Source organism: Allobrachymonas chironomi DSM 19884, assembly GCF_000374625.1.
Lineage (GTDB): Bacteria > Pseudomonadota > Gammaproteobacteria > Burkholderiales > Burkholderiaceae_C > Brachymonas > Brachymonas chironomi.
Window position 1 is genome coordinate 473228 of the sequence record NZ_KB894765.1, and the last position, 14948, is coordinate 488175.

At 64.7% G+C, this 14948-nt stretch carries 13 protein-coding genes and 1 tRNA gene; 2 read left to right on the forward strand and 12 right to left on the reverse strand.

Features of this window, described 5'->3' with window-relative positions; genetic code table 11:
• The first annotated feature begins 171 nt into the window (after nucleotides 1–171).
• On the forward strand, nucleotides 172–2040 hold the full coding sequence (gene ilvD / locus C513_RS0102270; RefSeq protein ID WP_026320459.1) for a dihydroxy-acid dehydratase: 1869 nt from the start codon (nucleotides 172–174) through the stop codon (nucleotides 2038–2040).
• Nucleotides 2041–2108: 68 nt separating this feature from the next.
• Here the strand turns inward: ilvD and C513_RS0102275 are convergent, their stop codons facing one another.
• From C513_RS0102275 to C513_RS0102300, 6 genes are all read right to left on the reverse strand, one after another.
• Nucleotides 2109–2717, reverse strand: a complete 609-nt coding sequence (locus tag C513_RS0102275; RefSeq protein WP_018714409.1) for an IMPACT family protein — start codon at nucleotides 2715–2717, stop codon at nucleotides 2109–2111.
• Nucleotides 2718–2792: 75 nt separating this feature from the next.
• Nucleotides 2793–4229: a solute carrier family 23 protein gene (locus C513_RS0102280; RefSeq protein ID WP_018714410.1), complete on the reverse strand. Its 1437-nt coding sequence runs from the start codon at nucleotides 4227–4229 to the stop codon at nucleotides 2793–2795.
• Between the two features lie 164 nt (nucleotides 4230–4393).
• Nucleotides 4394–4834, reverse strand: coding sequence for a D-aminoacyl-tRNA deacylase (gene dtd / locus C513_RS0102285; protein WP_018714411.1), 441 nt, complete (start codon nucleotides 4832–4834; stop codon nucleotides 4394–4396).
• Entirely contained in the window at nucleotides 4831–5460 is a 630-nt protein-coding gene (locus C513_RS12490; protein ID WP_018714412.1) for a 2-hydroxychromene-2-carboxylate isomerase, read from the reverse strand. The genes dtd and C513_RS12490 overlap by 4 nt, the downstream gene beginning before the upstream one ends.
• Nucleotides 5461–5483: 23 nt before the next feature.
• Nucleotides 5484–5732 carry a DUF1289 domain-containing protein gene (locus C513_RS12495; protein ID WP_018714413.1) on the reverse strand — a complete coding sequence of 83 codons (249 nt, stop codon included), beginning with the start codon at nucleotides 5730–5732 and terminating at the stop codon, nucleotides 5484–5486.
• Nucleotides 5733–5774: 42 nt separating this feature from the next.
• Entirely contained in the window at nucleotides 5775–6713 is a 939-nt protein-coding gene (locus C513_RS0102300) for a hydroxymethylglutaryl-CoA lyase (protein ID WP_018714414.1), read from the reverse strand.
• A gap of 134 nt (nucleotides 6714–6847) precedes the next feature.
• Between C513_RS0102300 and C513_RS0102305 the strand changes: the two genes are divergently transcribed.
• Nucleotides 6848–6923, forward strand: a tRNA-Lys gene (locus C513_RS0102305).
• Between the two features lie 50 nt (nucleotides 6924–6973).
• Here the strand turns inward: C513_RS0102305 and C513_RS0102310 are convergent.
• The 6 genes from C513_RS0102310 to C513_RS0102335 form a co-directional block, all read right to left on the reverse strand.
• Complete coding sequence (locus tag C513_RS0102310) at nucleotides 6974–9016, reverse strand: acetyl/propionyl/methylcrotonyl-CoA carboxylase subunit alpha (RefSeq protein ID WP_018714415.1); 2043 nt, start codon at nucleotides 9014–9016, stop codon at nucleotides 6974–6976.
• A gap of 29 nt (nucleotides 9017–9045) precedes the next feature.
• Nucleotides 9046–9780: a DUF4126 domain-containing protein gene (locus C513_RS0102315; protein WP_026320460.1), complete on the reverse strand. Its 735-nt coding sequence runs from the start codon at nucleotides 9778–9780 to the stop codon at nucleotides 9046–9048.
• 97 nt (nucleotides 9781–9877) lie between these two features.
• The gene (locus C513_RS0102320) at nucleotides 9878–10660 is read right to left on the reverse strand and encodes an enoyl-CoA hydratase/isomerase family protein (protein ID WP_018714417.1); all 783 of its coding nucleotides are present in this window, start codon (nucleotides 10658–10660) and stop codon (nucleotides 9878–9880) included.
• Between the two features lie 15 nt (nucleotides 10661–10675).
• Nucleotides 10676–11545 (reverse strand): alpha/beta hydrolase, encoded by an 870-nt coding sequence (locus tag C513_RS0102325; RefSeq protein WP_156816006.1) that lies wholly within the window; start codon nucleotides 11543–11545, stop codon nucleotides 10676–10678.
• Nucleotides 11546–11560: 15 nt separating this feature from the next.
• Nucleotides 11561–13183: a carboxyl transferase domain-containing protein gene (locus tag C513_RS0102330; protein WP_018714419.1), complete on the reverse strand. Its 1623-nt coding sequence runs from the start codon at nucleotides 13181–13183 to the stop codon at nucleotides 11561–11563.
• A gap of 18 nt (nucleotides 13184–13201) precedes the next feature.
• Complete coding sequence (locus C513_RS0102335) at nucleotides 13202–14947, reverse strand: AMP-binding protein (RefSeq protein ID WP_018714420.1); 1746 nt, start codon at nucleotides 14945–14947, stop codon at nucleotides 13202–13204.
• Between the last annotated feature and the right edge of the window lies 1 nt (nucleotide 14948).

The following is a 14948-nucleotide window of genomic DNA, read 5'->3' on the forward strand; positions in this document are numbered from 1 at the left end:
ACAAAAATTTTACCACTGTCAACAGGGGTATTCCCAGGATCGCCTCCAGACCGCACCAATCCCCTGCGCTTCTCCTGTTATTCCGGCAACTGGTCGCCAGTGGGCGTTTTGGCATAATCCCTACCATGCCATGGCATCTGCATGCCGTGCACTGTTTACAAGGAATTTGCCGTGCCCAACTACCGCTCCAAGACCTCCACCCATGGCCGCAACATGGCCGGTGCCCGTGCCCTGTGGCGCGCCACGGGGATGACCGATGCCGACTTCGGCAAGCCGATCATCGCCATTGCCAACTCCTTTACCCAGTTCGTGCCCGGCCATGTGCACCTGCATGACATGGGCCAGCTGGTGGCACGCGAGATCGAGGCGGCTGGCGGCATCGCCAAGGAGTTCAACACCATCGCCATCGACGATGGCATTGCCATGGGCCACAGCGGCATGCTGTACAGCCTGCCCAGCCGCGACCTGATCGCCGACAGCGTGGAGTACATGGTCAACGCGCACTGCGCCGATGCGCTGGTCTGCATCAGCAACTGCGACAAGATCACCCCCGGCATGCTGATGGCCGCCATGCGCCTGAACATCCCCACGGTGTTCGTCTCCGGCGGCCCGATGGAGGCCGGCAAGGTGATCGCGATTGCCAACGGCAACCAGGTCGAGCGCAAGCTGGACCTGATCGATGCCATGATCGAGGCCGGTGACAGCAGCGTGTCCGACGAGACCGTGGCCCAGGTCGAGCGCAGTGCCTGCCCCACCTGCGGTTCCTGCTCCGGCATGTTCACCGCCAACTCCATGAACTGCCTGACCGAAGCGCTGGGCCTGTCCCTGCCGGGCAACGGCTCGCTGGTGGCCACGCACGCACAGCGCAAGGAGCTGTTCCTGGAGGCCGGTCGCCTGATCGTGGATCTGGCCCGCCGCTACTACGAGCAGGACGATGCCAGTGTGCTGCCGCGCAGCATCGCCAGCAAGGCCGCGTTCGAGAACGCCATGAGCCTGGACATTGCCATGGGCGGCTCCACCAACACCATCCTGCACCTGCTGGCTGCCGCCTCGGAAGCCGGCGTGGACTTCAAGATGGCCGATGTGGACCGCCTGAGCCGCGTGGTGCCCTGCCTGTGCAAGGTGGCTCCGGCCACCCAGAAATACCACATGGAAGACGTGCACCGCGCCGGCGGCGTGATCGCCATCCTGGCCGAACTGGAGCATGCCGGCCTGCTGCAGGCCGATATCCCCACCGTGCATGCCCCCACGCTCAAGGCGGCCCTGCAGCAGTGGGACGTGATGCAGCAGCCCGAAGGCAGCGTGGCCCACCAGCGCTATCTGGCCGCACCGGGCGGCGTGCGCACCACGCAGGCCTTCAGCCAGAACCGCCATTACCCGCGTCTGGACACCGACCGTGCCGACGGCTGCATCCGCGACAAGGCGCATGCCTACTCGCAGGAAGGCGGTCTGGCGGTGCTGTTCGGCAACCTGGCCGAGCGTGGCTGCGTGGTCAAGACCGCCGGCGTGGACGAAAGCATCTGGACCTTCACCGGTCGCGCCCGCGTGTTCGAAAGCCAGGATGCCGCCGTCGAAGCCATTCTGGGTGACCAGGTGGTGGCCGGCGATGTGGTGGTGATCCGCTACGAAGGCCCCAAGGGCGGCCCCGGCATGCAGGAAATGCTCTACCCCACCAGCTACCTCAAGTCCAAGCATCTGGGTGCAGCCTGCGCCCTGCTGACCGATGGCCGTTTCTCCGGCGGCACCTCGGGCCTGAGCATCGGCCACGCCTCACCCGAGGCGGCCGAGGGTGGCACGATTGGTCTGGTGGAAGAAGGCGACACCATCGAGATCGACATTCCCCAGCGCCGCATCCATCTGGCGGTGGACGATGCCGTACTGGCCGAGCGCCGCGCCGCCATGGAGGCCAAGGGCAAGGGCAAGGCCTGGCGCCCGGTCAACCGCGACCGCGTGGTATCGGCCGCCCTGCGCGCCTATGCCGCCATGACCACCAGCTCGGACACCGGCGCCGTGCGCGATGTGACGCAAGTCGAGCACTGATCCCTCGCCTGCTGCCCTACAGAATGCCCGCCGCGCGCGGGCATTCTTGTGCCTGCAGCCATCTCCGCTCAGGCCGGCTCCGGCGCAACCTCCACCCCGCGCAGCTGTTCCCAGCCCTGCACACAAGCCTCATGCTGCGCCAGCGGCACGGCCAGCAGCAGTTGGCAATCGAGTTGCAGCTCCTGCTGCAACACCTCGGCCTGATGCTGGCGGGCCAGACGCAGGACTTCACCCAGCTGGGGGTAGCCGCAGCGCACCCGGTAATGCGCACGCACATCCTGCTCCAGCCGTACTGCCTGCGCCAGGGCATCGGCCGTGACGGTCTTGTAGGCCTGGATCAGGCCCGGTACACCGAGCAGCGTGCCGCCGAAATAGCGCACGACCACCACCAGCACCTGCGTCAGCCCGGCCGAATCGATCTGACCCAGAATGGGGCGACCCGCACTGCCGGAGGGTTCGCCATCGTCGTTGGCGCGCCAGCGTGCCCCATCGGCCCCCAGCCGCCAGGCGTAGCACCAGTGCACCGCCTTCGGATGGTCGGTGCGCAGCTGCTCCAGCAGCGGCTTGACATCGGCCTCGGACTGGATCGGCCAGCCAAAGGCCAGGAAGCGGCTGCCCTTGTCCCTGAATTCGGCCTGGCAGGGCTGCGCCAGCGTGGTGTAACGGGTCACGGTCATGCGGCCATTGTCGCACCCACCAACGACAAGGCCCACTGCATGCAGTGGGCCTTGTCGGTCAGACGGCAGCGGGTATCAGTTGCTTGCCGGCTTCTTCTGCGCCTGGCCGTGCTCGTCGCCCGCCTCGATCGAGGCGGTATCGTCGGCGATGATGCTCAGATCGCGCTTGCTGCGCTGCGCCGCATTGGGACGCTCGATCAGCCAGTACAGCACCAGGCCGATCACCACCGCATACACGGTCGCCTTGGCGTCCGGCATGGCCAGGGTCACGGCCACAATGCCGGCCACGCCGCGCTCGGCCGAGTTCTTCAGCTCTTCCATGCCCACCATGATGCAGATGTAGGCCGTCAGCACCAGCGTCAGCGACAGCGCAATCGGTAGCACCGGCTTGAACACCGACACCAGCGGCAGCATGAACACGGCGATCAGGCCGGTGATCCAGAAGGTACCACCACCGGAATAGATCGAATCCATGGACTTGCGGCCCAGCGCATAGCGCTCGGCCAGCGTGGCGTGCGCCGCCGTCCACAGCGGACCGGCCAGACCGGGCCAGGGAGCCAGCAGGGCATGCAGACCATTGCGCAGCGCCGTCACGAGGTGCACGCGCGTCACGTTCAGCTCGATGACTTCGTCCGGGCGCAGGTGATCGGCGCGCTTGCACAGGGCAAAACCGACCAGGATGTCACCAAAGGCAATCACGTAGGCGATGATGGCCGTCGGAATCGCCAGCAGGAACATGTCAGCGCTGGGCATGCCAATCTCGCTGTTGAACACCAGGAAGTCCATCAGCAGGACGAAATCGGGCTGGGTGATGCCCCACTCGATCTCGGGCAGCGGGTATTCGCTCACGGCCCAGCCGATGATCATGGCGATGAACATGCCGGGAATCATGCCGAAGTTGGAAATCATCTTGGCAAAACGGTTGGTCTCGACAATGTGCTTGAACGACAGCGAGAACAGGATGTAGGCCGAAACGATACAGCCAATCAGCAGCGAGATCGGCGTGGCATCGATACGGCCACCGACCTTGAGCTCACCCATCATGGCGGCAATACCGGCACCGATAATGATGCCGGCCTTCAGCGAGTTCGGTATCAGCTTGACCAGCCTGTCGCCCAGCCCGGTCAGCCCCAGGAACAGGAAAATGACGAACACTTCCAGCTGCAGGGCGAACATGGCGCGCACCGCCTCCGGTCCCGGCTCGAAGTTCTGCAGATAAAGCAGCACCACCGGAATCGCCGGCGTAATCCAGCCCGGCACCAGCGGCACTCCCAGCAGCGCGGGCAGCAGATAGCCAATGCCGGCGATGACACAGCCCGCCAGCGCGGCTTCATAGGGCATGCCCAGGTACTTCATCAGCAGCGGGATCATGCCCAGGCTGACAACAAACATGAACAGGCCCTGCACCATTTCCGGGAATTCCCAGCGATAGTGGATGAAGGGGAGTCGGATTTTGAAGGGACCGGCTTTCCAGTACGGATGCTCGGCGCCGTATGCGCGTTCAATGGCCATGCAGGTATCCAATTGTTATTGAAGTGACAAAGCTCTGGTTTATACCTACAGTTGACGTCAACGTTACCTAGGGTATTCCCTTATGCGACTTTGTCACGTGTCTGAAACACGCATGAAAAAACGCGGCCCGAAGCCGCGTTCCACAAAGACAAGCCCGTCCGGATTCAGGCCATGTCCAGCCAGATCGTGACCGGACCATCATTGACCAGCGCTACCTGCATGTCGGCTCCGAAAATGCCGGTCGCCACCTGCGCATGCTGCGCACGGGCCTGCCGGACGGTATGGTCGAACAGGGCCTGCCCCTGCGCAGCCGGTGCGGCAGCGGTAAAGCTGGGCCGGTTGCCGCCGCTGCAATCCGCTGCCAGCGTGAACTGGCTGACGAGCAGCAGACCGCCCTGCACATCCTGCACGCTGCGGTTCATCTTGCCGGCATCATCCGCAAAAATGCGCAGCTTGAGTATCTTGGCCAACAGGCGATCCGCCACCGCTTCATCGTCCTGCGGTTCGGCACAGAGCAGCACCAGCAGGCCCGGTCCGATCTCGCCCGTGAGCTGGCCATCCACCGTGACGCTGGCCTGACGGACGCGTTGCAGCAAGGCCTTCATGCCGCTGCATCAGGCTGGCGTGCCAGCAGCGCCTCGCGCAGCAGCGGCAGGCCTTCCAGGCCCCAGAACAGCTCGGCAGCAGCGCCCTCCTCCTGCGGCATCAGCACCAGCGTGGGTACGCCCCAGACGCCGTGTGACAAGGCCTCTTCGCCGTTGGCGATCAGCCCTGCCTTGACTTCCGGACTGGCCGGATCGCGCACTTCGGGCAGCAAGCCGGTGAGCTGCTGCCAGACCTGCTGCTGCAGCCCGGCATCATCGGCCTGGACACCCGTGCGCCAGATCGCGTCGAACAGCGTGCCGCAGACCTGGCGGCCGGGCTCGCCCTGGGGGCTGGCCGCCAGGGCCATGCGCAACCACGGGAACGGCGCAAACGGGTGCTGCACCGGCCAGTCGAACGGCATGTCCATCTGCTGCGCCAGCCAGCGGGTATGCTGCCGCGACCAGGCCATGCGCTGCGGCATGTCTACCGGGGGCGGTGTGCCATGCGCCTTGAGCAGGCCACCCAGCAGGACCGGACGGTAACGCACCTGGTAGGCCAGGCCATCAAGCGCACGGGGCAGCTGGTGAAAGGCCAGGCAGGCATAAGGGGAGACAAAATCGAAGTAGAAATGGACGACAGGCAGCATGTTCGGGGCTCCTCGGATCGGGATCAGGACTGGCCGCGCTGCAGCAGCTGCTGCCAGAGCGCGCGGCGCTCGTCGTCATCGTACAGCGACCAGGCCTGGATTTCGTCCAGTGTGCGACGGCAGCCGCGGCACAGGCCGTTGCGCTCGTCGATCTGGCAGATGTTGATGCAGGGAGACGCCACCGGTGTGCTGGCGATGGCGCAGGCGCAGCGTTGCGCAAAGGCTTCCGCCTCGGCGCGGGCACCAGCGGAGGTTCGTGGGGAGTAAGGCATGACCGGATTGTGCCGCACAAACTCCCCGTGCCATCCGCCCGTTCAGGCGGTGGCAGCCGCTTCGGCCAGCATGGCGCGGCGGTTGAGGATGGCACGCGCCACGCGCGAGCTATTGGTGCGCTCCAGGAAGTTGCTGATCATCTCGCCGGCATCGATCAGGGCATCCAGGTCAATGCCGGTTTCGATGCCCATGCCGTGCAGCATGTAGACCACGTCCTCGGTCGCCACGTTGCCGGTGGCCCCGCGTGCATACGGGCAGCCGCCCAGCCCGGCCACCGAGGTATCGAACTGCCAGATGCCCATTTGCAGCGCCGCCAGCGTGTTGGCCAGCGCCTGGCCATAGGTGTCGTGGAAATGGCCGCTGACATCGTCGATATCGTAGTGCTGCAGCGTGGCGTCGATGGCGCGCTGCACCTTGATCGGGGTGCCGACGCCAATGGTGTCGGCCACGCCCACATGCTGTACGCCGATCTCCTTCATCAGCCTGGCCAGGTAGCCGACACGCTCGGGCGCGATCTCGCCCTCGTAGGGACAACCCACGGTGCAGGACATGGCGCCACGCACCTTGATGCCGGCCGCCAGGGCCGCCTCGACCACGGGCGCAAAGCGCTCGATGCTCTCGGCGATGGAGCAGTTGATGTTGCGCTGGCTGAAGGCCTCGCTGGCAGCACCAAACACCACGATTTCATCGGGCTTGCCCTCCATGGCGGCCTCGAAACCCTTCATGTTGGGCACCAGCACCGAATAGCACACGCCCGGACGTCGCGTGATACTGCGCATGACCTCGGCGTTGTCGGCCATTTGCGGCACCCATTTGGGGGACACGTAGCTGGTAGTTTCCAGCTTGCGCACGCCGGCATCGACCAGCTGGCGGATCAGCTCGGCCTTGATGGTGGTGGGAACCTGGGTTTTCTCGTTCTGCAGGCCGTCACGCGGGCCCACGTCCACGATCAGGACCGAGGAAGGGTAATCGAATGCCATTGCTTGATGCTCCTGAATGTCGTCAGCCGTCCATGCCGCGGCCGGAAGTTTGCCATCTGTTGCCAGCATGCCTGCACGAAAAAGCGTAGGCAAGATGACAAACCCCTATTTCGAGTTGTATAATTCGCCTTTTCGGGCTCTTAGCTCAGTTGGTAGAGCAGCGGACTCTTAATCCGTTGGTCGTAGGTTCGAATCCTACAGGGCCCACCAAACCATTCTGAAAGCCGGCAAGTCGCATGACTTGCCGGCTTTTTTTCTGCTTACGCGGTCTTCAGCGTCAGCAGTTCGTCGCCATCCTGCACCTGGTCGCCCGGTGCAAACAGCAGCTCGACCACCTCGCCATCGGCGGGGGCGGCAATGGTGTGCTCCATCTTCATGGCTTCCATCACGGCCAGCGGCTGGCCCTTGGTGACCTTGTCACCGGCCTGGACGGCAAACGACACCACCTTGCCCGGCATGGGCGCGGTCAGGCGGCCGCCTTCACTGCTTTCGCCGGAGTGGAACAGCGCATCCACCACGGTGATGCTGCTGGCCCCACGTTGGCTGAACACGTTCAATTCCTCGCCATCCAGCCAGGCCTGCAGCACCTGGCGGTCATCGCCATAGCGCACGTCCATGCGGCCGTCGTCGCGCTCTTCCACGATCAGCGGGCCTTCGGTCAGCACCTCGGGGTGCAGCGTGCCGTTCGGCTTCGCCATCACGATGTAGTAGCTGCCGTCGTGCTCGTAGCGCAGGTCGGCCTGCAGCGGCTCGCCCTTGTACATCAGCTCGAAGTGACGGCTGAAGCTGCCATAGGCGCGCCAGCCATCACGCTGGCTGAACGGGTCCTTGCCCTGCAGCTGATGGTTTTCGCTGAAGATGCGGTGGCCGATGGCAGCAGCCATGGTCATCGGCATGCCGAGCTTGTCCTGACCGAACAGCGCATCGGCTTCACGCGGGATCAGCGCCGTGTCCAGTTTGGCCTGGCTGAAGGAATCGGTGGCCAGGATCTGGCGCAGGAACTGCACGTTGGTGGTCAGGCCGACGATGCGCATGTGGGCCAGCGCGCCGTCCAGGCGTGCCAGCGCCTGTTCGCGGTCTTCGCCCCAGACGATCAGCTTGGCGATCATGGAGTCGTAGAACGGGCTGATGGCATCGCCTTCGCGCACACCGGAATCGACACGGGCATCGGCACGTTCGAAATCCACGCTCCAGTCGGGCGTGCGATAGACCTTGAGCGTACCGGTCACCGGCAGGAAGTTGTTTTCCGGATTCTCGGCGTTGATGCGGGCCTCGATGGCGTGGCCACGGATAGACAGCTCATGCTGCTGTTTCGGCAGCGGTTCACCGGCCGCCACGCGCAGCTGCCACTCCACCAGGTCGAGGCCGGTGATGGCTTCGGTCACCGGGTGCTCCACCTGCAGGCGCGTGTTCATCTCCATGAAGTAGAACTTCATTTCTTCCGGCTTGTCGTAGCCGCCCGGCTGCTCGACGATGAATTCGACCGTACCGGCACCCACGTAATTCACGGCACGGGCGGCGGCCACGGCGGCCTCGCCCATCTGCTGGCGCAGTTCCGGCGTCATGCCCGGAGCGGGCGCTTCTTCCAGCACCTTCTGGTGGCGGCGCTGCACCGAGCAGTCGCGCTCGAACAGGTAGACGTAGTTGCCATGCGTGTCGCCAAACACCTGGATCTCGATGTGGCGCGGGCGGAGCACGTATTTCTCGACCAGCACGGCGTCATCGCCAAAGCTGTTGATGGCTTCGCGCTTGCAGGATTCGAGCGCCGCAGCAAAGTCCTCGCCCTGCTCGACCAGGCGCATGCCCTTGCCACCGCCGCCGGCGCTGGCCTTGATCAGCACCGGGTAGCCGATGCGATCGGCCTCGCGGCGCAGCAGTTCCGGATCCTGGTCGGCACCATGGTAGCCCGGCACCAGCGGTACGCCGGCCTCTTCCATCAGGCGCTTGGATTCGGCCTTCAGGCCCATGGCCTGGATGGCGCTGGCCGGCGGGCCGATGAAGACCAGACCGGCATCGGCACAGGCCTGGGCGAATTCGTCGTTCTCGCTCAGAAAGCCGTAGCCGGGGTGGATCGCTTCGGCACCACGCGCCTTGGCAGCATCGATGATGCGCTGCCACTGCAGGTAGCTTTCCTTGGGCGCGCTGCCGCCGACATGCACGGCCTCGTTGCACAGCTGCACATGCTTGGCGCGCGCATCGGCATCGGAATACACGGCCACGGTCTGCACACCCATGCGGCGTGCGGTAGAAGCCACACGGCAGGCAATTTCGCCACGGTTGGCAATCAGGATTTTCTTGAACATGGACTTGTCTCCTTGGTTTCAGAAGTGCCTCAGGGCACCTGGATATCGGGTTCCTGCGCGCCAAACCAGCTCTTGAGGCGGCGTATGGCGCGGCGCAGGTAACGGATGAGCAAAAAAGTGACCACCAGCATCAGCACCACGGCGATCACCAGCACGACGGCAAACACCAGCGGATAGGCGGTCGCCAGCCAGACGATGCCGATCACCAGACCATCTTCGGCAAAGCTGGCTGCCACATTGCTGAAGGGTTCGGGCGAGGTGTTGATGGCGGCGCGCGTGGTGGTCTTGGCCGCCTGGCTGGTGGCGGCCAGGGTGCCGCCCAGAATCGCGGCCACCAGCGTCATGGTGCCGCCATCGGCACCAAACACGCTGCCGGCCAAAGCCGCGCCGGCGGGAATGCGGATCACGCTGTTGGCCAGATCCCAGATGCTGTCCAGCCCCGGGATCTTGTCGGCAAAGAATTCCATGAACAGCATGAAGCCGCTGGCGATCAGCACCAGCGGGCTTTGCAGCAGCTGCATGCTGTCGGGCAAGGGTATCCAGCCCAGCAGCCCCAGCATGCCGGTGAGGAATACCACTGCATACAGGCGAAAGCCACTGGCCCAGCCCAGCGCACCGGCCAGTGCCAGCATGCCGGTCAGGTCCATGGTGCCCAGTGCGCGCCCGGCGACTTCCCCGGCCGAGTGGCCGGCATCGCCCAGCACTGCACCAGTCTGCTGCAGAAAGGGGAGCCATTGCTGGAACCATTGCGTCAAGGTGTCGATCATGCCGTTCTCCTGGGTGGGCTTCAGCCGCCATGGTACGGCTGCAGGACAGCCATGCCAGCAGGGCCGACCCCGGGAAAACGGTACTTTGTCATGGTCAGGCCGTCAGCCAGGACGGCTTGCGCTTCTGCAGGAAGCTCTGCACGCCTTCGCGGCCTTCCTCGCTGGCACGGATATCGGCAATGCCTTCCACCGTGGCAGCGATCAGTCCGGCATCGATTTCGCGCTCGGCCACATCCTGTACCAGGCGCTTGCAGGCCTTGACCGCTGCCGGGCTGGCGCTGACCAGCGCCCTGGCGATCTCGGCAACCCTGGCTTCCAGCTGATCGGCCGTCACGACGGCGTGCACAAAGCCGATGCGATGCGCTTCGGCGGCATCAAAGCGCTCGGCGGTCAGGAACCAGCGGTGCGAGGCACGTGCGCCCATGGCACGGATCACATAAGGGCTGATGGTGGCCGGGATCAGGCCCAGCTTGGCTTCACTCAGACAGTAGTGGGCGGTATCGACACTGACAGCCATGTCACAGGCCGCCACCAGGCCCATGCCGCCGGCATAGACATCGCCCTGCACCTGCGCAATCACCGGCTTGGAGCAGGTGTAGATCACGCGCAGCATCTCGGCCAGCTTGCCGGCATCCAGCAGGTTCTCGTCACGCGTGTAATCGGCCATGCGGCGCATCCAGTTCAGGTCGGCACCGGCACAGAAGGCGGGGCCTTCGGCTGCCAGCACCACCACGCGCACATCGCTGCGCTGGTCGAGCTCGGCAAAGGCCTGCGTCAATTCAGCGATGACTTCGTCATTGAAGGCGTTGCGCACGTCGGGACGCGACAGCGTCAGGGTAGCGATATGGCCATCAACGGCCAGGGCAAGAGCGGACATGGAATCTCCGGACGATCAGGGCCGGTCGGCAGCCGGCAGCCGGTTCAGGAAACGGCTGACCAGCGGCTGCCAGACCGACGGAAAATGGGTAAACAGGGTGTGGCCATCCTGGCCCAGGGCGCGCGTCTGCACGAACTCGCCGACACCGCCGATGCGGGTATAGGCGGCAAACCACTGGCGTGGCACCTCCTGGCCCAGATAGCGGTCATTCGGCGCGTAAAGCCACAACGTGGGCATGCGGTTGCGCAAGCCCTGCTGGCGCAGCTGCTGCGCCAGCGGGAAGGTGGAACAGGGCTGGCCCGGGCGGGCCACCGGATCGGCTCCGGCCCCTCCCGAGAAGTTGATCACCGCTGCCACGCCCTGCGGGCGCATGGCGGCTGCTTCCAGCGAGGCGATCGCGCCATAGGAGTGGCCAAGCAGCAGCGTGCCGTTGCGGCGGACCTGCGGCTGCTGCTGCACGGCATCGACCACAGCCAGGATCTGCGTTGCGGCGGCACGCAAGCCCGGGCCGTATTCGCGGCGATCGCAGTTGCCGGACGCCTCGACATCGGCCCCGCCAGTCACGCCGTAACCGATGCGCGTGGGTACCGCCACCACATAGCCTTTCTGCGCCAGGTAGCGTGCGGCAGCGCCGTAATGGGCGCGGCCCATGCCGCTTTGAGCGGCACGCGTGACCGGACGGCCATGGCTGATCACGGCCACCGGCAAGGCAGCGCGCTGTGCATCGTCACGGAACACGGTGACCTGCAGCGGACGCTGCACCACCTGACCGGCACGATCCGTCACCTGCACCGGCACCTGGATGCGGGTTTCGACCACGCGCGCCTGTGCCGCCGATGCCAGCAGCATGGCGCACAGGGCGAGAGGCAGGTGACGACGCAGCACGACAGCCTCTTTCCCTTACATGCGGAAGATGCCGAACTTGGGCTCTTCGATCGGGGCGTTGTAGGCCGCGCTCAGGCCCAGGGCCAGCATGCGGCGTGTATCGGCCGGATCGATGATGCCGTCGTCCCACAGGCGGGCAGAGGCGTAGTAGGGGTGACCCTGCTCTTCGTACTGCTGGCGGATCGGGGCCTTGAAGGCTTCCTCTTCCTCGGCGCTCCACTGGCCGCCCTTGGATTCGATACCGTCACGGCGCACCGTGGCCAGCACGCTCGCGGCCTGCTCGCCGCCCATCACCGAGATGCGGGCATTGGGCCACATCCACAGGAAGCGCGGGCTGTAGGCGCGGCCGCACATGCCGTAGTTGCCGGCACCAAAGGAACCGCCGATCACCACGGTGAACTTGGGCACGTTGGCCGTGGCCACAGCCGTCACCATCTTGGCGCCATGGCGCGCAATACCCTCGTTCTCGTACTTGCGGCCAACCATGAAGCCGGTGATGTTCTGCAGGAACACCAGCGGGATCTTGCGGTGGCAGCACAGCTCGATGAAGTGCGCGCCCTTCTGTGCGCTCTCGCCGAACAGGATGCCGTTGTTGGCAATGATGCCGACCTTCATGCCCTCGATGCGGGCAAAGCCGCACACCAGCGTGGTGCCGAAACGCGCCTTGAATTCGTCCAGCTCGGAATCGTCCACGATGCGGGCGATGATCTCGCGCACGTCGAACGGCTTGCGCGTGTCGGTCGGGATGATGCCGTACAACTCCTTCGCGTCGTAGCGCGGCGGCTTCGGCTCGGCGTACTGCGGCAGCGCAGCCTTCTGGTGGTTCAGGTTGTCAACGATGCTGCGTGCCAGCGCCAGCGCATGGGTATCGTTCTGCGCCAGATGGTCGGCCACGCCGGACAGGCGCGTGTGCACATCGCCACCACCCAGATCTTCGGCGGTCACCACTTCACCCGTGGCGGCCTTCACCAGCGGCGGGCCACCCAGGAAAATCGTGCCCTGGTTCTTGACGATGATGGTTTCATCGCTCATGGCCGGCACATAGGCGCCGCCAGCGGTACAGGAACCCATCACCACGGCAATCTGGGCGATGCCCAGTGCGCTCAGGTTGGCCTGGTTGAAGAAGATGCGGCCGAAGTGGTCACGGTCCGGAAACACCTCGTCCTGGTTGGGCAGGTTGGCACCGCCGCTGTCCACCAGGTAAATGCAGGGCAGATGGTTCTGCTGGGCGATTTCCTGGGCGCGCAGGTGCTTCTTCACCGTCATCGGATAGTAGGTACCGCCCTTCACGGTGGCGTCGTTGCAGACGATCATGCAGTCCACGCCGGAGACACGGCCAATGCCGCAGATCACGCCGGCGCCCGGCGCGGAATCGCTGCCGTCACGGTCCGGATACATGCGGAAGGCAGCCATCGGCGCGATTTCCAGGAAAGGCGTACCCGGATCAAGCAGCATTTCCACGCGCTGGCGCGGCAGCAGCTTGCCACGCGCCACATGCTTGTCACGCGCGGCTTCGGGGCCGCCCAGGGCAATCTGCTCGACGCGGGCGCGCAGGTCATCGACCACGGCCTGCATGGCGGCGGCGTTGGCCTGGAAATCTGCCGAACGGGCATTGAGTTTGGAAACAATCACTGGCATCGAAATTCTCCTGGAGGCTTACGCCGTCTTCTGCTCATTCAGGTTGAGCTCTTCCTTCATCAGTTCGCGAATCTTGAACTTCTGGATCTTGCCGGTCACCGTCATCGGGAACTCGGTCACGAAGCGCATGTACTTGGGCACCTTGTAGTGGGCGATCTGGCCCTTGCAGAACTCGCGGATCTGCTCCTCGTCGAGCTGCTGACCGGGCTTGGAAATGATCCAGGCGCACAGCTCCTCGCCAAAGCGCTCGTCGGGCACGCCAACCACCTGCACATCCTGCACCTTGGGGTGACGGTAGAGGAATTCCTCGATTTCGCGCGGGTAGACGTTCTCGCCGCCGCGGATCACCATGTCCTTGATGCGGCCGACGATCTTGACGTAGCCCTCCTCGTCCATGGTGGCCAGGTCACCGGTGTGCATCCAGCCATCTGCGTCGATCGCTTCCTGCGTCTTGACCGGATCGTTCCAGTAACCGTGCATCACGGAATAGCCCCTGGTGCAGAACTCGCCGGTTTCGCCGCAAGGCACGACCTCGCCGGTTTCCGGGCTGACAATCTTGATCTCCAGGTGCGGCTGCACCTGGCCCACGGTGGATACGCGACGCTCCAGCGGCGTGTCCATGCCGCTCTGGCAGCTCACCGGGCTGGTTTCCGTCATGCCGTAGGCAATCGTCACCTGCGACATGTGCATCTCGCCCACCACACGCTTCATCACCTCGATCGGGCACGGCGATCCGGCCATGATGCCGGTGCGCAGCGTGGACAGGTCGAACTCCTGGAAGCGCGGGTGGTCCAGCTCGGCGATGAACATGGTGGGCACGCCGTGCAGCGCGGTACAGCGCTCTGCCTGCACTGTTTCCAGCACCAGCAGCGGATCAAAGGCATCGTTCGGGTAGACAACGCAGGCACCGTGCGTCATGCAGGCCAGGTTGCTCATCACCATGCCAAAGCAGTGGTACAGCGGCACCGGGCAGCACAGACGGTCCTGGTCGGTCAGGCCGATGCACTCGCCCACCAGATAGCCGTTGTTGAGGATGTTGCGGTGCGTCAACGTGGCGCCCTTGGGGAAGCCGGTGGTGCCGCTGGTGAACTGGATGTTGATCGGATCGGTGTTGGTCAGCGTCTTCTGGATCGCCGCCACTTCGGCATCGTCCGCATCACCACGCCCGATCCACTCGCTGAAACGGCGCATCCCGGGGATGTCCTCGCCCTGCCCCGGCTCATCGATCCAGATGATGCCGCGCAGGTGCGGCAGCCTGGACAGCGCCAGCATGCCCGGATGACAGTTCGGCAGCTCGGGAGCCAGTTCCTGCAGCATGCCGATGTAGTTGCTGGTCTTGAAGCTCGGCATGGTGATCAGGGCCTTGCACGCGACCTTGTTGAGCGCGTACTCGACCTCGGCCACGCGGTAGGCCGGGTTGATGTTGACCAGGATGATGCCGGCCTTGGCCGTGGCCACCTGGGTGATCAGCCATTCGGCATTGTTGTGCGACCACAGGCCGACACGATCCCCCTTGGTCAGGCCGCTGCGCAGCATGGCGCTGGCCAGTTGCGTCGCCTTCTGCTGCAGCTCGCGGTAGGTCAGGCGGATGCCCTGATGGCGACTGACCAGCGCCTCGTGGTCCGGATAACGGCCGGCAATCATGTCAAAGTGATCGCCAATGGTGGTTTCCAGCAAGTCAGGCGTGGTGGCTCCACGATCCATGCTGCTGGTCAGTAGTGCGGAGCGGGATGGCACGGCAGTGGGCTGCGTGTCGGCGGTCATG